Annotated in this window: 15 protein-coding genes; 4 read left to right on the top strand and 11 right to left on the bottom strand. The window is 56.6% G+C overall.

Annotation, left to right across the window (positions count from 1 at the left end; genetic code table 11):
- Positions 1-73: 73 nt before the first annotated feature.
- Genes glyS through PG871_RS07590 form a run of 4 tightly spaced genes read right to left on the bottom strand, consistent with a single transcriptional unit; the run spans position 74 to position 4,981 of the window.
- Positions 74-2,299, bottom strand: a complete 2,226-nt coding sequence (gene glyS / locus PG871_RS07605; RefSeq protein ID WP_270727918.1) for a glycine--tRNA ligase subunit beta — start codon at positions 2,297-2,299, stop codon at positions 74-76.
- 9 nt (positions 2,300-2,308) lie between these two features.
- Positions 2,309-3,523, bottom strand: coding sequence for a sodium/glutamate symporter (gene gltS, locus PG871_RS07600; RefSeq protein WP_270727916.1), 1,215 nt, complete (start codon positions 3,521-3,523; stop codon positions 2,309-2,311).
- A 4-nt stretch (positions 3,524-3,527) separates the two neighbouring features.
- Positions 3,528-4,055: a DUF6446 family protein gene (locus tag PG871_RS07595; RefSeq protein ID WP_270727914.1), complete on the bottom strand. Its 528-nt coding sequence runs from the start codon at positions 4,053-4,055 to the stop codon at positions 3,528-3,530.
- A complete protein-coding gene (locus tag PG871_RS07590) occupies positions 4,052-4,981 on the bottom strand; it encodes a glycine--tRNA ligase subunit alpha (protein WP_270727913.1) in 930 nt (309 codons plus the stop codon). The genes PG871_RS07595 and PG871_RS07590 overlap by 4 nt, the downstream gene beginning before the upstream one ends.
- A 152-nt stretch (positions 4,982-5,133) precedes the next feature.
- Between PG871_RS07590 and PG871_RS07585 the strand changes: the two genes are divergently transcribed.
- Positions 5,134-6,897, top strand: coding sequence for a serine protease (locus PG871_RS07585; RefSeq protein ID WP_270727911.1), 1,764 nt, complete (start codon positions 5,134-5,136; stop codon positions 6,895-6,897).
- A 348-nt stretch (positions 6,898-7,245) separates the two neighbouring features.
- Here the strand turns inward: PG871_RS07585 and PG871_RS07580 are convergent, their stop codons facing one another.
- From PG871_RS07580 to PG871_RS07565, 4 genes are read right to left on the bottom strand one after another with little or no spacing between them, the layout of a single operon-like run.
- Positions 7,246-8,130, bottom strand: coding sequence for a LysR family transcriptional regulator (locus tag PG871_RS07580; RefSeq protein ID WP_108816874.1), 885 nt, complete (start codon positions 8,128-8,130; stop codon positions 7,246-7,248).
- 19 nt (positions 8,131-8,149) lie between these two features.
- A complete protein-coding gene (leuD, locus tag PG871_RS07575; RefSeq protein ID WP_108816873.1) occupies positions 8,150-8,764 on the bottom strand; it encodes a 3-isopropylmalate dehydratase small subunit in 615 nt (204 codons plus the stop codon).
- Positions 8,761-10,140: a 3-isopropylmalate dehydratase large subunit gene (gene leuC / locus PG871_RS07570; protein ID WP_108838288.1), complete on the bottom strand. Its 1,380-nt coding sequence runs from the start codon at positions 10,138-10,140 to the stop codon at positions 8,761-8,763. The genes leuD and leuC overlap by 4 nt, the downstream gene beginning before the upstream one ends.
- The gene (locus PG871_RS07565) at positions 10,137-11,042 is read right to left on the bottom strand and encodes an alpha/beta fold hydrolase (RefSeq protein ID WP_108838289.1); all 906 of its coding nucleotides are present in this window, start codon (positions 11,040-11,042) and stop codon (positions 10,137-10,139) included. The genes leuC and PG871_RS07565 overlap by 4 nt, the downstream gene beginning before the upstream one ends.
- Before the next feature lie 171 nt (positions 11,043-11,213).
- On the opposite strand from PG871_RS07565, the gene PG871_RS07560 reads away from it, so the two are divergent.
- From PG871_RS07560 to PG871_RS07550, 3 genes are read left to right on the top strand one after another with little or no spacing between them, the layout of a single operon-like run.
- On the top strand, positions 11,214-12,215 hold the full coding sequence (locus PG871_RS07560; protein ID WP_108816905.1) for a DctP family TRAP transporter solute-binding subunit: 1,002 nt from the start codon (positions 11,214-11,216) through the stop codon (positions 12,213-12,215).
- A gap of 56 nt (positions 12,216-12,271) precedes the next feature.
- Complete coding sequence (locus PG871_RS07555; protein WP_108838290.1) at positions 12,272-12,937, top strand: TRAP transporter small permease; 666 nt, start codon at positions 12,272-12,274, stop codon at positions 12,935-12,937.
- Entirely contained in the window at positions 12,937-14,346 is a 1,410-nt protein-coding gene (locus PG871_RS07550; protein ID WP_108816869.1) for a TRAP transporter large permease, read from the top strand. Before PG871_RS07555 ends, PG871_RS07550 begins: the two co-directional genes overlap by 1 nt.
- A gap of 247 nt (positions 14,347-14,593) precedes the next feature.
- Here the strand turns inward: PG871_RS07550 and PG871_RS07545 are convergent, their stop codons facing one another.
- From PG871_RS07545 to folE2, 3 genes are all read right to left on the bottom strand, one after another.
- Entirely contained in the window at positions 14,594-16,210 is a 1,617-nt protein-coding gene (locus PG871_RS07545; RefSeq protein WP_270727891.1) for a 5-guanidino-2-oxopentanoate decarboxylase, read from the bottom strand.
- On the bottom strand, positions 16,210-17,658 hold the full coding sequence (locus PG871_RS07540) for a TrkH family potassium uptake protein (protein ID WP_270727889.1): 1,449 nt from the start codon (positions 17,656-17,658) through the stop codon (positions 16,210-16,212). The genes PG871_RS07545 and PG871_RS07540 overlap by 1 nt, the downstream gene beginning before the upstream one ends.
- Before the next feature lie 143 nt (positions 17,659-17,801).
- Positions 17,802-18,899: a GTP cyclohydrolase FolE2 gene (folE2, locus tag PG871_RS07535; RefSeq protein ID WP_270727886.1), complete on the bottom strand. Its 1,098-nt coding sequence runs from the start codon at positions 18,897-18,899 to the stop codon at positions 17,802-17,804.
- Between the last annotated feature and the right edge of the window lie 75 nt (positions 18,900-18,974).

The following is an 18,974-nucleotide window of genomic DNA, read 5'->3' as shown; positions in this document are numbered from 1 at the left end:
CTCGCTTTGAGAGCGCAGAATACGCTGGAAAGCCAGCGAGGCAAGCCTTTGCTGCCCCGCTGCGACTTAAGTGTCAGCCTTCGACCCGCGTCAAATCCGCCGCCTGCAGGCAAATGCCGCGAATGCGAGACAACAGGTTCAGACGATTGCGGCGCACCACTTCGTTGTCGCTGTTGACCTGCACGGCTTCAAAGAACGCATCAATCGGCGCGCGCAGAGAGGCCATGGTGCCCATGGCTGACGCGAAATCCTCAGTCTCGATGGCCGCAGAGATCGCCGCTTCTGCGCTATCAAGTGCGACAAACAACGCGGTCTCGGTGTCGTCCTCGGCAAATTTCACATCCGCACCATAGGAATACTCGACGCCGTCTTTTTCTTCGGCTTGGCTGAGAATGTTGTTGGCCCGCTTAAAGCCCTGCAACAGGTTCTCACCGTCCTCGGTGGACATAAAGTCCTGCAACGCCCGCGCGCGCGCCACCAACAGCGTCAGATCATCATTGCCCGGCATCGCAATGCAGGCATCAATCACGTCGTGGCGAATGCCCTGATCGCGCAGGTAGACTTTGAGACGGTCGTGGAAGAACGATAACAAATCGCCAGACGTATCAGGCAGACTGTCCCGCAGGGTCTCAATGTGCTTGGGCAACTCGCCATCCACAGCGGCTTTGACCGTATGAAACACCGCCCCCAAAACGCCGTGGTCGGCGATTTCGTTTTGTAAATCCTTGGCCAGCGCATCGGTCAGCAAATCGTCTTCGCTTTGATGTGCTTCATGACGCAGCAACTGGTGCTCAAAATGTGCATCCAGTTTCAACCGCAATCCGTTCTCCAGAACCAACCGGATCACGCCAAGCGCTGCGCGACGCAATGCAAATGGGTCTTTCGAGCCCGTCGGCTTCTCGTCAATCGCCCAAAATCCGGTCAGCGTATCCAGTTTGTCCGCCAGCGCGACTGCCACCGACACCGGTGCGCTTGGCACATCATCAGAGGGTCCAAGCGGAGAGTAGTGCTCCTCTGCCGCCGCCGCGACTTCCGCCGGATGGCCTACGGTCTCGGCATAATACCGGCCCATCAAGCCCTGCAGTTCCGGGAATTCATACACCATTTCAGAACTCAGATCAGCCTTGGCCCAGCGCGCGGCGGTGTCCGCGAGATCCACGTCTGCCTGTGCTACCGGCGCCAATTCCGCCGCCAGCGACGCCACGCGACCGATGCGGTCGCCCTGACTGCCCAATTTGTTGTGAAAGGTCACATTCTCAAGGCTTTCAAGCCACTCCGCCGCGCCGCCTTTGGCAACGCGAACGTCGTTTTCCCAAAAGAACTTCGCATCTGACAGACGCGCAAACAGCACCTTCTGGTTACCCGCCAGAATGGTTTTGCCACTGTCCGCAGTTTCGCGGTTGGCCACAGTGATGAATTTTTCAATCCGGCCGGTCTTGGGGTTTTTCACAGAAAAGAACTTCTGATGCTCTTTCATCGAGGTCTGCAACACCTCCGGCGGCAACCCAAGGAAGTCCTCGGCAATATCTCCCATCAACACGACTGGCCACTCCACCAGACCGGCAACCTCTGCCAGCAGACCTTTGTCTTCAACAACTTCCATGCGCTGTGCAAAGGCCATGTTGGTCGCTTCGGACCAGATCGTTTCGGCGCGGTCTTCGGCGTTCAGAATTACGCGGTCACGCTTGAGCTTGGCTTCGTAATCCTCAAAGCCATGCACAACAAACCGGCCGCTGCCCATAAAGCGGTGGCCTTCGGTGGTGTCACCGGATGTGATGCCATCGATGTCCATTGCCACCACCTCGTGGCCCTCTTCCGAAGACAACACGCACAAGATCGAATGCAACGGACGCACCCAACGCAAGCTGCCCGCGCCCCAACGCATCGACTTGGGCCAAGGGAAGTTGCGGATCGCATCTTCCAACACCTCTGCCACGATCTCAGCAGCAGGACGGCCCGGCTTGGTGATCGTTGCGAAATACACAGCGCCTTTGGGGGTGTCGCGTTCCTCCAACGCGTCGCGCGCTACACCTGCACCACGCAAAAAACCTTCCAGAGCTTTTTCGGGCGCGCCAACTTTGGGGCCCTTGCGCTCTTCCTTGATGGTCGGGCTTTCTGCCAACAGGTCTTCGAGTGCTAGCGTCAAGCGGCGTGGCGTCGAAAACGCCTGCGCTCCGCCATAGGTCAAACCGGCCTCCACCAATCCGTCTGTGACCTTTTTGCGCAGGTCATCAGCGGCCCGCGCCTGCATGCGCGCGGGGATTTCTTCGGAAAACAGTTCGATCAGCAAGTCGGGCATGACGGATCCTTAGAAGTTCATAATCGCCTGGATGACGACAGCGTTGGCGATATCCACAAAAAAGGCCGAAACCAAGGGCAAAACCACAAACGCGATGGGTGCAGGGCCATAATGTTTGGTCACGGCGGTCATATTGGCGATGGCTGTCGGCGTAGCACCCAGCGAAAAGCCGGCAAATCCAGACGCCAGCACCGCCGCATCATAGTTCCGTCCCAAAAGCGGAAAGAGCAGCAGGATCACCAGCGCCACAGTCACAACCGTCTGCAGCGCTATCGTGCCGAGAATGGCAACACCCAAACCACCCAGCGTCAGCAGGTCCAAAGTCATCAAAGAAATCGCCAGAAATGTACCAAGCGCAAATTCAGACATGACCGCCAATGTTGGCGTGCGTGCGACCTGCACGTCTTTTGGAAAGAACCGGCTGTGCAGATTTCCCAGAACGATGCCCACAATCAGGCACGGCACAAACAGTGGTAACAACAGGCCAGCGCCTTCGAGCGCCTCATGCAGAAGATAACCAAGCAGGATCGCCAGATGCAGCATCAACAAGACCCGCATCAACGATTCATGCGATATATCGCTATCTTCTGTGTCCTCGTCCTCAAACGACATGCCCACAACGTCATCATGTTCGTCGGCGGTGGATTTCAACTTATGCCGGTCCACCAGATAGCGCGCAATCGGCCCGCCCACCAACGCGGCGGCAATCAATCCCATTGTTGCCATCGCCACACCAAGTTCTGGCGCGCCGGCAAAACCTGTCGCCTCAGCCACATTCGGGGACCAAGCAATGGCCGTTCCATGCCCACCAATAAGGGCCGCCGAGCCAAACAGCACCCCCGACTGCAGCGGGAAATCAAACAGCAATGCGCTGGCGACGCCGATGCCGTTTTGCACCACGATGGCGACAAACGTCAGCAACAACAAAAGCGCCAAAAGTCGCCCGCCCGCCACCAGATCGCTCAGCCGCGCATTCAGCCCGATACCGGCAAAGAACAGCACAAGGAAATAGTCCCGCCCTTCCAGTTCGAATTGAAACGCCTCACCCAATGCGAGCGACACAAGGGTGAAAACGATCGCCGCAATCAACCCGCCCGTCACCGGTTCCGGAATGTTGAAGTTGCGCAAAAAGGCCACGTTGCGTGTCAGCCGGGCACCCAGCAAAAACACAGCAAACCCGAGCGTCGCCGTAATGAATTCCGGTATGACAATCGGGTCGGCCATGGGCTTATCTCTCTGGTTGTGGCGGGCAATGCGCTGGCAACGGCTTACCGTCAAAGGCAAGCTCACCACATTCGTTGATCTCGTGCCAGACAAACCCGCGCCCGTCCGGCAAAATCGCAACCAGCCGGTCGATGCCATACATGACGTCTTTTGTGCCCATAAAGGCCAGCGCCTCATCGTTTTCCAATGCGGTGCCGATCTCTTTGGCGTCAAAGCAATCAAACCACTTCGGCGCGTTGCGCGGTTCGGCATGCTCGATCATCTCGTATGTCTCGGTCAACAGAGCAGCGCTCATATTGGTTGTGAAACACGCGCGATAGCGGATCGGTGAACTGTCTGCGTCGATGGCTTTGAAATTCTCGTACAAAATTGGCTCCGGCTCTCCGGTCACCAACAGCGTCAGTTGCACGTCATCATTCGCGCCCGACACTTCGACGGGCTCATAAAACCCGTAAACCTGCAGCCAATAGAGGGCCGTACCTCCCACCAAAGCTGACAACACGATGAAAACTCCTAGGATTTTGCCCGTCACGCAGCGTATCCCCCAGCTTCGGTTTGCACAAACGCATCCGCGCATTGTTTCGCCAACGCGCGCACGCGGCCAATGTAAGCCTGACGTTCTGTAACCGAAATCACGCCACGCGCGTCCAACAAGTTGAACAGATGCGAGGCTTTGATGCACTGATCATAGGCGGGATGCGCCATGATGATGCGCTTGCCGGTCTTGGGGTCTTCGTGATCCAGCGATAGGATCTTTTCGCATTCCGCCTCGGCCTCTTCGAACTGTTTGAACAACACATCCGTGTTGGCCACGTCAAAGTTCCAACGGCTGTATTCCTGCTCGGTCTGGCGGAACACATCGCCATAAGTCAGCGCGATCTCGGTTTGTGGATCGTTGAACGGCATGTCCATCACGTGATCCACGCCCAGAACATACATGGCCAGACGTTCCAGACCATAGGTCAATTCGCCAGACACAGGGTGGCAGTCATGGCCGCCAACTTGCTGGAAATATGTGAACTGGCTGACTTCCATACCGTCACACCAGACTTCCCAGCCAAGCCCCCACGCGCCAAGCGTCGGGCTTTCCCAGTCGTCCTCGACGAAACGGATGTCGTGCATCTCCATGTCGATGCCAATCGCCGCAAGCGAGCCAAGATACAGCTCCTGCAAATTGGGCGGGCTCGGTTTGATCAACACTTGATACTGGTAATAATGCTGCAAGCGGTTCGGGTTCTCACCATAGCGCCCATCGGTCGGACGGCGCGACGGCTGCACATAGGCCGCGGCCCATGATTTGCTGCCCAGGGAACGCAAGGTCGTCGCCGGATGGAAGGTGCCTGCACCCACTTCCATGTCATAAGGTTGCATGATCGCGCAGCCCTTGTCGGCCCAATAGGCCTGAAGACGCAGGATGATCTCCTGGAAGCTGCGGGGTTTGCCGTCAAATTGTGTCATGCTTGGTCCCTCTGGAAACGCGGGTCTTGCTTATGCGCACTCGCCCTTGGGGTCAATTGGGCCTTCACGCAAAATAGACGTGCAACGTGCGTGGAACCTGATAAATAGGGCGGACAATAATAACGTCATGAGTTCCAGGGGCTTCTCCGAACATGTTGCGCATACTTCTGTCGCTGATTTTTTCAATCACCTTCTCCGTTTCCGCCGCTATGGCACAATCTTCTGATGACACCGTTTGGGTGCAACTCGAAGCCCAACCCAGCTTGACCGTGGCCCAAGACCGCATTCGCGGCTACGCCACCCGCATGCAGGATGTGAACGGCTTTTCGCTTGGCGGCGGATGGTACGCCGTCGCGCTTGGGCCATACCGCCGCGAAGACGGCGAACGCGTTTTGCAAGTCTACCGCTCCGAGGGGCTGATCCCGATCGACGCCTATATCGCGCGCAGCGGCGATTACCGCAGCCAATTCTGGCCGGTTGGCGCCAACCTGCTCAACGGTGTCGCGCCTGCCACATCACAAGTGGCTGAGGCACAACCCGCACCATCCGAGCAACCGGCCGAGGCCGAAGTTGCTACACAAGCTCCGCAAGAGCCGGACGAAACAGTTCGCGAAGCCCGCGCTTCTGAGGCCGCACTGACTCGGGACGAGAAAAAGCGCCTGCAGGAATATCTGCAATGGGGCGGCTATTATAATTCCGCCATCGACGGCGCGTTTGGTCGCGGCACCCGCAACTCTATGGCCGCGTGGCAGGCTGACAATGGCGCCGAACCCACAGGCGTGATGACCACCCGTCAGCGCGACACCATCCGTCAGCAATACCTTGCCGTGCTTAAAGGCATGGACTTGCGACTGGTGACCAGCACAGACGCAGGTATCGAGATGCAGATCCCGACCGGTGTTGTGGGCAAAGCCGCCACCGAGTACCCCTTTGTGCGTTTTGAGGCCTCAGGCGATCTGCCTGCCACGGTGCTGATGATCAGCCAGTCGGGCGATCAGAACACGCTCTTTGGCCTTTACGACATCATGCAGACGCTCGAAGTTGTGCCGCTGAATGGCCCGCGCGAACGTCTCAAATCGTCCTTCACCTTGGTTGGTGAAAACGCCGACGTGATCTCTTATACGCAAGCCAGCCTTGAGGATGGTGAGATCAAGGGCTTTACCCTTGTCTGGCCCGCCGGCGACGAAGAGCGCCGCACCCGCATTCTGGACGAAATGAAAGCCAGCTTTAAACGCATCGACGGCGTTCTGGATCCGGCCGCAGGTGACGAAACAGCGCAAAGCATCAACCTGATCGCAGGCCTGCAAGTGCGCAAACCGCGCTTGTCGCGCTCCGGCTTCTTCGTCGACAGCACCGGTCATGTGGTCACCACAATCGAGGCCGTGAATGCCTGTGAAAAAATCACCATAGAAGGCGACTATGACGCCGAAGTGAGCTACCTCGACGAAGGGTTGGGCATCGCCATTCTGAGCCCGAAGTCGAGCTTGGCACCGATGGGCGTCGCTGCTTTGCGGTCCGGAGCACCGCGTCTGAAATCCGATGTCGCAGTCTCCGGCTACAGCTACGAGGGCGTGCTTGGCGCACCCACGATGACCTTTGGCCAGCTGTCTGACGTGCGCGGATTGCGCGGCGAACAGGAACTGGCCCGCCTCGCTCTGGCGCCACAGCCGGGTGATGCCGGTGGTCCTGTGTTTGACACCGCAGGCTCCGTATTGGGCATGTTGCTGCCCCGCGCAACGGATGGCGCTCAGCAGCTGCCGGTCGAAGTTAACTTTGCCGTCAATGCAGACGCGATCCGCGCGCTTCTGGAACAGGAAGGCATCACCGCTCAGGTGGCAGATGGCGGCTCCGCACTGGCGCCCGAAGACCTGACCAAGCAAGCCAGTGGTATGACTGTTCTCGTCAGCTGCTGGTAAGCACCCCGTCGTCAAATTGAGAAAGGCCCTAGGTTTCCGCCTCGGGCCTTTTTTGTTGGGTATGTCCACAATTGGTGTTGGGGACGGGAAATCCGTCAGTCACTGCGAACTGGGTTTACGTCTGCTGAGCGGGACTTGTCTGCTGTTCGCCAAACTTGAACCAGCGGCAGTTCCCAGCTCAAAGCTGCCTTAAGCTGCAACGTGCGTGAAGGTCCGGTCAGCGGACATTCCAGACTTTGACGCTTTCTTTGTTAACGGCTGCTTCCAGAGTTTGGCGGCCGCGCGTTTGTTAAGTGCTGCATTGAACAGCGGTACCATACCATCGAGGAAAATCACGGTCTCGGACCCTTAGACCGTGGTTTTTCTAACTGCATCGACGAATCTTTTGACGGTGTCTGAATTTCCCGATTTGCGAAATGCAACGTATAGGTCAATGAGGTTTTCACATGGCTCAAATGGGACGAAGGAAACACCTAAGGGGGCGATATTCCGGACCCAAGCAGGTGCCAATGCGATTCCGAGGCCCTGAGCTACAAACTGCAACATTGTGGACTTATCAATAATCTCACAGACAATGTTGGGCTGCGCGCCTATTCGGCGAAAGCCGCTCCATAATGCTTCGTGCAAGATTGGGCGTGCGTGTTTGGGGTAGCCCACGATCGGTTGGTCGACGATATCGGACGCCGATAGAGACACAGAGCTTGAAAGAGGGTTTGTATCCGCAAGAACCACCAAAACCGGCTGCCGGTGAAGCAGTTCACTGGTGATGAAATCGTCTTGCTGCGGCGTTCTGACAAAGGCCACATCGGTGCGATGGCCAATCAACTCTTGCGAATGTTGTTCAGAAGATGAGGTTTCCAGTACCTGCACGTGAACCTTCGGGTCCGTCCTGCGAAAAGCTAGCAGAGCTTTGGGCAGCAGCATCGAAATCGCCTCATCTACCCCGCTCACACGGATGTGGCGTAGGTCAGACTCGGCGGTGTGGCGAACATTTGAGACCGCCCTTTCGATATCGGCAAGTATCCTTTTGGCATCCTGGACGAACTCTGACCCAGCTTGGGTCAGGCTGACCTGCCGTGTCGTTCTGAAAAACAGTCGCGCACCAAGTTCATGTTCCAACGCAGAGACCCGTTCAGAAAGAGCCGATTGGCTTAGCCCCAAACGTTCGCCTGCTCGCCGGAAGTGAAGTTCTTCCGCCACGGCGACGAAGCATTCCAGCTGTCTGATATCCAATCTGTGTTCCCTTATTGGTCTATTTGATGACGCTGACCCGCATCTGGCTTTTCAATCCCGCCTCATAGTCTCGGATCGCACCTGCATGTTCTAACGAGTCTAGCGTATCATCGCGACCTCGGATCAGCGCTGTTTGTGTCGCGGCGTCCATCTCGAATGGCGCGCGAATGTCACCAGCTGTGATCGTGCGGCCACTAAGGTCGATTGTTATCTCGGCACCGTTGCCTGCGGCCTGCAAAAGCAAGTCCCGCGTCTCCGGCGAGACAATCGGCAATGCCAAACCGTTTTTGCGGGCATTGTCGTAGAAAATACCGGCGAAACTTGTGCCGATGCAGGCATCAATCCCAAGTTGGCGCATACCCCAGACAGCATGTTCGCGACTGGACCCACAGCCGAAATTGTCGCCGACAACCAAAATATTGGCCTGCGTCCAAGGTGCTTTGTTCAAGATAAAGTCTGGGCGAGGACCCCCAGCATTGTCAAAGCGCAAATCGGCGAATGTGCCATCCGCCAATCCTTCGCGGGTGATCGTGATCAGAAACCGCTTGGGCATGATCACATCAGTATCGACATTGGCCAGCGGCAAAGGTGCTGCGATCCCTTTGATCATCTTTTTCATCTGTTGGTCTTTCATTTGAAATTTCGCACATCTGCCAGATGCCCCGCGACAGAAGCCGCCGCGACCATTGCAGGTGACATAAGGTGCGTGCGTGCGCCGCGACCCTGTCGGCCTTCGAAATTTCGGTTGGTGGATGATGCGACGCGTTCACCATCCATGGCGATGTCGTCGTTCATTGCAAGGCACATGGAACAGCCCGCCTCGGGTCGCCATTCAAAACCTGCAGCCTCAAAGATCGCGCGCAGGCCTTCGGCTTCGGCTTTGATCCGTGTCATGGCAGAGCCGGGCACGACGATGGCTTCGACGCCCACCGCGACCTTCCTACCTTCGAGTATCTTGGCCGCCTCGCGCAGGTCTTCAATCCGGCTGTTGGTGCAAGAACCGATAAAGGCCGTGTCGATTGCGATCGACTGGGCTGACTGCCCCTCGGTTAGCCCCATGTAATTCAACGACCGCGCCAAAGCGGCCTTGGCTTTCGGCGAGACATAGTCGGACGCGACCGGCACATGTGCAGTGATCGGCACCGATTGATCCGGGCTGGTGCCCCATGTGACCAGCGGTTCGATATCGCCCCCTGCTATTGCGACCTCATTGTCAAAGACGGCCTCGGGGTCGCTGTGCCAACTCTCCCCGTAGAACGCAAACCGACCGCTATGAGAGTGGCCTTGCAATGCCGCTTCGGTGACCTCATCCGCTGCGATCAAAGCCGCACGCGCGCCTAACTCAACCGCCATATTGCAAACGGTCATGCGTCCGGCCATGTCGAGGTGGCGAACGGCGGAACCTGCAAACTCCACCGCAAATCCATTGGCCCCGCCAGCGCCCACGACTTGCACGACTTTCATGATGATGTCTTTCGCCGTCACGCCGGGTGCGGTTTCGCCGTCGATCAAAACACGCATCGTTTTCATACGTTTGTAGCGTAGCGTTTGGGTTGCCAGAACATGTTCCACTTCCGAGGTGCCGATGCCAAACCCCAGCGCGCCGTATGCGCCATAGGTTGTCGTGTGGCTGTCACCGCAGGCAATTAACATGCCGGGTATGACCAACCCCTGTTCGGGAACCACGACGTGTTCAATGCCCTGTCGCGGGTCGCCCAGACCATAAAAAGCGATGTCGTGCTTGGTGCAATTGGATTCCAGATTGTCGATTAGGAGCTTGGAAGCCTTATCATGCGGTTCATTGCTGCGGGTTGCGTTCACATGATCGACCACGGCAAGATGCGCCTCGGTCCGCCAAACGTCCAAGCCCTTTGCGTCGAGCCCCGAGAAGGCTTGCGGGCTGGTGTATTCATTCATGATGTGGAAATCGACATAGATCAGCATGTCGCCATCTGGCAGATCGCACACCTTATGGGCGTCGACCAGTTTGTCATAAAGTGTCCGGCTCATGCGGTTGCCTTTGCGTGAATTGGGTTGCGGGCAAAGAAATCCGACATGCGCGCAGCTATGTCATCCGGGATTTCTTCGGCCATGTAATGTGTGGTGTCGAGCGCTTCGCCCTCAACCCTTTCAGCCCGCTGTCGCCATAGGGCAAGCGCGTCAAAGCACGTCTCAATCACGCCACGTTTCGCCCAAAGGGTCAAAACGGGCATGCGAAGTTTGCGGCCCTGATCCGCATCATCATGTGCGATGTCGATCGTGGCGGCGGCCCGATAGTCTTCACAGCTTGCATGAATAGCGTCGGGGTCTGCGAAGGCACTTAGGTATTCTGCCAAAGCTTCAGGTGAAAACGGATTATCGCCGCGTGCCTGATTGAAGCATTTCAGTTTCCAGAACCCTTCAGGATCTGCACCGATCATGCGTTCAGGTAGCGGGCTAGGCTGTGTCAGAAAGAACCAGTGCCAGTATGCCTGTGCGAATCCGGCGCTTGTCCCGGCATACATTTCACGGGTCGGAGCGATGTCGAGCAATGCCATGGCTGAGACGCGGTCAGGATGGTCCAGACCCAACCGATGCGCGACCCGCGCACCGCGATCATGGGCACCAACAAGAAACCGCTCGTGGCCCAAGCGCCGCATGACAGCGACGATGTCGTTCGCCATAGCCCGCTTTGCATAAGGCGCGTGTGCTGCATCGGACGCTGGCTTGTCAGACCGACCGTAGCCGCGCAGATCAGGGCAAATAACCTGAAACGTACGGGCCAGAATGGGGGCCACACCGTGCCACATGGCGGACGTCTGCGGATACCCATGCAATAGAACAAGCGGCGGCGCACCGACAGGTCCTGCGCGGCGGAGGAACAGGGTCGCACCATCGCCTACGATACGCTCTTCCACGAAGTCCTTGAACATTTCGATCCCCCTGAGGACATGAATTTTTATCCACTATCTCAGATTAAATCAAAAGGTTTAATCGGCAAATCTGATCAGTAATGCCGACTAATCCTCATGTGAAACCTCGATAGTCTTTAACGACATTTGCAGCATCGCATGGTGCCGCGAACCGGATCAGAGGAGGATACCATGAAATTTCTGCTAACCACTGCACTATCCCTGACATTGGCGACAAGTGCTTCGTCAGCTTTCGCGGCTTGCGACGAAGGCGAGATCGTCATCAAGTTCAGCCACGTCACGAACACAGACAAGCACCCCAAGGGCATCGCGGCCACTTTGCTGGCCGAGCGCGTCAACACCGAGATGGACGGAACAGCCTGTATGGAGGTTTTTCCGAACTCCACCCTTTATGATGACAACAAGGTGCTAGAGGCGCTACTGCAGGGTGACGTTCAACTCGCCGCACCGTCGCTGTCAAAGTTTGAAAAATTCACCAAGCAATTCCGTATTTTCGACCTGCCTTTCATGTTTGAAGACATCGAGGCTGTTGATGCGTTTCAAGCATCTGAGGCTGGGCAGGCACTGCTAGACAGCATGCAGAACCGAGGTCTTCAGGGTCTGACCTTCTGGCACAATGGCATGAAGCAAATGTCCGCCAATGTTCCTTTAATGTCACCAGCAGACGCTGACGGGCTCAAGTTCCGCGTGATGTCATCCGACGTTCTTGTCGCGCAGATGGAAGCGATCGGTGGCGCGCCGCAAAAGATGGCCTTCTCAGAGGTCTATGGCGCACTTCAACAAGGCGTTGTCGACGGCCAAGAGAACGTTTGGTCCAACATCTATGGCAAAAAGTTCTTCGAGGTTCAGGATGGCATTACCGAAACCAACCACGGTGTTATCGACTATTTGGTCGTGACGAATGTCGATTGGCTTGAAGGCTTGGATGCCGATGTCCGTGACCAATTCTTGACGATCTTGGATGAAGTCACAGAGCTTCGAAACGCAGAGTCCTTTGCGGTGAACCAGGCCAATCGTCAGGCCATCATCGATGCCGGTGGCGAGGTGCGCACCCTCACAGCAGAAGAACGTTTGGCGTGGGTCAATGCGATGAAACCGGTTTGGGAGCAATTCTCTGACGACGTCGGCCAAGACATGATCGACGCGGCACAGTCGTTCAACGGCGGCACCTAAATCAGAAGTAGCCGAGGGCGGTTGATCTGCCCTCGGCACGCAAAGGGAGGTCCGACATGGATCACACGAGATCGTTCATTGATCGGATAGAAGAGACCCTAATTGCGGGCATCCTTGGCGTGATGACATTAATCACATTCGCCAATGTCGTCATGCGATACGGCTTCAATCAGAATATTCTTTGGGCGTTGGAGCTGACCGTCTTTTTGTTCGGTTGGCTCGTTCTACTCGGTGCATCCTATGCGGTCAAGAAAGGCGCGCATTTGGGCGTCGACATCGTCATCAATGCACTGACACCAAAACCACGTCGCATGATGGGGCTGGCTGCGGTTGCCGTCTGTATCGCTTTTAGCTTTCTAATGTTGAAAGGCGCATGGGACTACTGGGCCAACTTCGCGAACCTTCCTGGCACCGATGGGCGCTGGTTCCCGCTTGGGTTTGAGGAGAGCTTCCGCGGCAAGGGATGGTACGAGGTCAATGACATCCCGCATCCCGCTGTTTTGGGCTGGATGGAAACCGTGTTCAACGACGGCCAAAGCTACGAAAAAATCCCCCGCCTGCTGCCCTACGTTGTTCTGCCATTATCAATGGCGCTGTTACTTTTGCGCTTTGTCCAAGCTGGCTGGGCGCTTTGGTCTGGCAAAACCGACCGCGTTGTGGCCAGCCACGAGGTTGAAGACGAAATTCAAGAAATCCGCGAACAGAGGCAGGGAGAAAGCTAATGGAAGTCGCACTTCTCTTTTCAATGGTCATCGGCCTCATGCTGATCGGTGTTCCGATTGCCATTTCGCTTGGCATGTCATCGGTTCTTTTTCTGTTGGTCTATTCAGACAGCTCACTGGCATCAGTGGCACAAACCCTATTCAGCGCGTTTGAGGGGCACTATACCCTGCTCGCTATCCCGTTCTTTATATTAGCGTCTTCCTTCATGACGACAGGCGGCGTTGCCCAACGGATCATTCGGTTCTCAATTGCCTGTGTCGGGCACCTGCCCGGTGGGCTGGCAATTGCTGGCGTTTTCGCCTGTATGCTGTTTGCGGCTCTTTCAGGATCTTCGCCTGCGACTGTTGTGGCAATCGGAACCATCGTGATCGGAGGTATGCGACAGGTCGGGTATACCAAAGACTTTGCCGCAGGCGTCATCTGTACAGCAGGGACATTGGGTATCTTGATCCCACCGTCCATCGTGATGGTGGTCTATGCTGCGTCGGTTGAGGTTTCAGTCGGTCGTATGTTTCTGGCTGGGGTCATCCCCGGATTGCTAGCCGGTTTCATGCTGATGACGACCATTTATGTCATCGCAAGAATTAAGAATTTGCCCAAGGGTGAGTGGCAGGGTTGGGGCGAAATCGTTGCCTCTGGCCGTGAGGCGGGCTGGGGACTTTTCCTGATCGTCATCATCCTTGGCGGCATCTACGGGGGCATTTTTACCCCAACCGAAGCGGCCGCAGTCGCCGCAGTCTATGCGTTCTTCATCGCGACGTTCGTCTACAAGGATATGGGGCCACTCGCAGATAGACAGCCACGTAGTCTTTCCGCTGCAGCGGTGAACGAAACCCCCGGCAGCATTCCGTTGCGGAGCCGCCCATGGGCCATCGTGACCGCGTTTTTCCATCCAGATACACAACGCACTTTGTTCGATGCCGGCAAGCTGACAGTCACGTTGCTGTTCGTGATCGCAAACGCGCTTATCTTGAAGCACGTTCTAACAGACGAACAAATCCCACAACATATCGCCAATGCGATGCTTTCTGCGGGCTTCGGGCCGGTTATGTTCTTGATAGTCGTCAACATCATCCTGTTGATCGGCGGCCAGTTCATGGAACCGTCGGGACTGCTGGTGATCGTAGCGCCACTGGTGTTCCCAATCGCGATCGAGCTTGGCATTGATCCGATCCATCTCGGCATCATCATGGTCGTCAATATGGAGATCGGTATGATTACACCTCCGGTTGGACTGAACCTCTTTGTTACCTCCGGTGTCGCCGGTATGCCAATGATGAGCGTAGTGCGTGCGGCACTACCATTCCTCGCGGTGCTCTTTGTTTTCTTGATCCTGGTGACCTATGTGCCGTGGATTTCGACCATACTGCCAAATACGTTCATGGGGCCAGAAATCATCACGAACTAGATGTAGCAATGCGAGCAAAAAACGGCGGTGTCAGTTTTGGCATCGCCGCTTTTCTTCTAACTTTTGCGAAACCGAACTTTCCGTCTTCGCCAAGCGAAGCAGCCATTCATACAAGTTGCAGCATTGGTCAATATGGGCTCAAAGTGAGATTTCGCCGCAGTCGGCCCAATGTCCGCTTCTGGGATTGTTGTGACCAACACCAGATGCGGACATCGCCTTTTTTGCTTCCAAAGCGCCTTGCCGGTGCCTACGACATCGCTGCCGTCATGCGGATCATTGTCGGCCGGTCCGCCTCAAAGGCCTTGCTCAACGCGCCCTGCAACTCTTCCAATGTCGCAGGCTCCGTCGCCAAACAGCCATAGCTCTCTGCCAGCTTGCAAAAATCCGGGTTCAGCGCGACCACCGCATTTGGTGCAATCTGGCTTTCGACCATACTGTCCTCGATTTCCTTGAGCTTATGGTTGTCCCACAACAAGATCGGGATCGGCAGCTTCATCTCCACCGCCGCGCCCAATTCCTGCACTGTGTACTGAAACCCATAGTCGCCTGCGATGCACACCGTCGGTTTGCCCCGTCGCGCCATCGCGCCGCCAATGGAGGCCGGCAACGCGTAGCCCAGCGTGCCAAATCCCGTGGGGTGGTGCCAATGGCCCGCCCGGTCCAGATCCCAGACTTCTTTAGCGACATAGGCAAACTGCGTCATGTCGGAATAAATCATCGCATCTTGCGGCATTACATGGCGAAGCGCATCACAGATACGCGCGATACCTGGCCTCTCCGCATCGCTTTCGGCACGGAACCGCGCTTTGGCCGCAGCAACCTCTTTTGCCGCCCATTTGGGCGCGACATCATTTTCTGGCATCGCGGCCTTTAGCGCCAATACAAAGGCAAACGCCTCCGTCTGCAACGTGGTGTCAGCCCGGTGCCGGTCCGCCAACACTTCGGGATCAATGTCCACCCGCACCAGACGTCCTGTGTGGCCCAACTCATCGCGCCACAGATCGTTCTCGCTCAACTCTGTGCCAATTGCGATGACCAGATCGCTCTCGCCAATAATCCGTTTGCTTTCACCGCGCCCCAGATAGGTGCCAAAGCTCATTTCGTCATCAGATGCCAATAGGCCCGAGCCCGCATAGGTCATGAACGCAGCCGCACCGCTTCTGCAGAGCAATTGCCGCATATGAAGCCCCGCCGCCTGACCAGACGCCGCCAACCCACCGCCCAAGATGAACAGAGGCTTTTTGGCAGTTACCAGATCCTGCGCCACGCCTCGCACATCGCCTGCGGCAAACGCTGAATGGCTTTCCATTGCGCCGGGCCGCGCCTCTGGTGCCTCAGGCGCCATCGTGCCCAGCAACCCAATCGGCACTTGAATGTGCTTGGATCGTGGCCGCTGGCTCTCAAACTCGGTGAATGCCCGATCAATCAAATCATAGGCCGCCCGAGGCGTGCGCGCCTCTTCTGACCAGTCACAGACTGTCGCCGCCGCCGCGCGCTGATCCCGCATCTGGTGCAACTGGCCGCGATGGCCCACGTGCTCATCCAGACAGCTGGATATCGTCAGCACCGACACGCTGTCGGAATAGGCCTGCCCCATCGGCGTCATGATATTGCACAGCCCGGGGCCGGTGATCACATAAGCCACCCCCGGCTTGCCGCTGGCGCGCGCATAGCCATCCGCCATGAAACCCGCCCCCTGCTCGTGACGCGCCAGAACATGGGTGATGCCGGCTTCTTCGATGCCGCGATACATCTCGACGTTATGCACACCCGGAATGCCAAAAATCACGTCCACACCGCGTGATTTCAACATATGCGAGATCTGCGCTCCCAAGGGGCGCATCGCTTCATCTTTTTGACCCATCAGGCCCTCCAGAATTGAACTGTGAATAGTACGTAGACCGCCAAAAGCTCCAGACGGCCAATCAACATGCCCGCCGCCAAAAGCCATTTGGCCGAGTCGTTAAGTGTCGCAAAATTGCCCGCTGGTCCGATGATATCTCCCAAGCCGGGTCCGATGTTTGCCAAAGCCGCCGCCGCGCCGGACAGGGCTGTAGTGAAATCCAGCCCGGTCAATCCCAGCAACACGGCCAAAACCCCAAGCGACACTGTGAAGAACACAAAAAAGCTCATCACAGAGCTCAGCACATCATCTTCGATCTTGCGCCCCTGATAGGTCGCCATGAACACACCGCTTGGGTGCTGAATTTTGCGGATCTGTACTTTGATCGACGCAAACAACAGCTGGTAACGAAAGACCTTGATCGAACAGGCCGTCGATCCCGCGCAGCCGCCAATCAGCCCGGCAAAAAACAGCACCGAAACCGGAAACCCGCCCCACAACATATAATCCGCGCTGGCATAGCCGGTGCCGGTCATGATCGAGATCGAGTTGAACAGCGCCTTGCGCAGGCCTTCTTCGGACCGAATGCCCATCACCATGACTTGCCACAACGCCAGCATCAAAACGATGGAGCCCGCCACGAAGAAAAACGTCCGGATCTGGCTGTCGAGAAACAGCGGTTTAGCGCTGCCGGCGGTCAACTGCACAAACCGCACAAACGGCAACGCCGCAAGAAACATGAAAACAACCGCGACGTACTCTGCCCCGGCCCCAAAGGCCCCGAAGGAGGCGTCGTAATTTGCAAACCCACCTGTGGCGATGGTCGTCATCGCATGTACAAGCGAGTCAAATTTCCCCATACCAGTGATCGCATAAGCCAACGCGCAAATGCCCGTCAGCGCGAGATAAATGATCGAAATACGGCTGGAAATCTCTGTCGCACGCGGCAGAATTTTTCCAAGCGTATCAAAGCCTTCACTGCGGAAGATCTGCATGCCGCCAACCCGCAACTCCGGCAGGAACACCATTGCGACAACAATAATACCAATACCGCCCAGCCACTGCAGCAACCCACGCCACAACAGGATCCCGCGTGGCAAATCCTCAAGGCCGGAAAACACCGTCGAGCCGGTGGTCGTGAGACCTGACATGGCTTCAAAGAACGCATCCACCACCCGCGCCTCGGTGGCGCCCAGCACAAACGGCAACGCGCCAAACATCGGCAACGCCAGCCAAACACCGGTCGTCAGCAAAAAGGTCTGCTGCAACGTCAGACGCGAGGCCCGCGCATTGTGGCATGACAGCGCCACAAGCCCGCCAATCAGAAACGAAATCAATCCGCTAAAGAAAAACGCGCTCCAATGGGCGTCCCCATCATAGAGATCAACCGCCATCGGCAACAGCATGGTCAGCCCAAGGCTGGCCACCAACATGCCAATCAAATATCCAACGGGTCTCAGGTCCAGCATGGCCGCAGGGTTGGCCGCACTCTTAGCCCCTGTCAAGCGTGATCCATGGCCTCAAACAGCGGTTTTCGCCTTGCCCTTGGGGAAGATCTGCGAAATCGCCCCCTTAAAGACCGGTCGCGACGCCTTTTGGCAGGACCGAACCCTCAGCCAACATGGAACAGAGTGGTAAACAGTTTTGGATCAAGGCTTTGTGCCTCAAAAAACCGCCCGTCCGTCAATACTGACACTGCATCATGACTGTGCAAGCTTTCCTGATGGCTCGCGATCACGCGAAAATCACCGATCCGCGGGTCGGCCTTGAGCTGCTCACAGAAAAGCCGCGCCGCGTCTTCGACAAAAATTGGGTTGGCTGCATTGAGCTCGGCAAATGCCTGCTCGTCTTCGCGTTTGACCATAACCTGTGTCTCGGTCGGCACTGCCGCGCGCGCCAGGTCAATCAGATCCTCAAACCACAACATGCCGTCGGTGACCTTTACCGAAATCCGCGCGACTGATCGCTGCGAATGCGGCGTCGCCAACTGCCCGCGTTCTGACCGCGCATGTTCGCTCAACTCCAGCGAACATGGGCATGTCGACGAATACACATAATCCAGATGCATCACCTTATGCAGCACACCGTCCTGCTGCACTTTTTCCAAGGCGATGTCGTAGTATTGATACCCTTCCAGCTCAGAGCGTAGCGACATGATCTTCATCGGATAGCTAAACCGCATCTGCAACCGCGCATCAAAACTCTCCAGATCAGTGATGTAATCCGCCAAAGCGGCCTCCATGACCTCAAAACTGAACGTCTTTTCTGCGTGTTTGTAAAACGAGCGCATAATGCGGGACATGTTGATGCCCTTCTTATCCGCTTCAAGACTAACCGTGCCGGTGACACTGGTTTGCAAAGCAATGTCGCCATTGTCCCGTGTGTGAAACCGGATGGGCAAGCGGAAATTCGAGATGCCGACGTGCTGGATCTGCTGCTTTTCGCCTTTGATCAGGCTTGATGGACCGTTCTGCAAGTCCGGCAACGTCGCGCGGTACTCGGGCGTGACCGCAAACTCCGGATCATATGCGCGCGACAGCGCCGGATAATTCGCCTTGGGCTGATCGGGCAAGAGACGGGCAATGGCCGGATCCAGCTCGGCGATCTCGGTAACTGACGCGTCAGCAGCCCAAGCGCGCAGCTTCTCGAGCGCCGCAGCTGCGTCGTCCCGTGTGATCTCATCATGTGCTTTCGGAGTCTGCATATTCATGATCCAACCGCCTTTCGCGTCCATTGCGCTTGTCTAACCTAATAGTTGATCTGGCCAAATGCCAATTACGCTTTC

The organism is Shimia sp. Alg240-R146, from assembly GCF_947331465.1.
Taxonomy (GTDB): Bacteria; Pseudomonadota; Alphaproteobacteria; order Rhodobacterales; family Rhodobacteraceae; genus Shimia.
The sequence above is the reverse complement of the archived record's forward strand: the minus strand, read 5'-3'. Positions and strand labels throughout refer to the sequence as shown.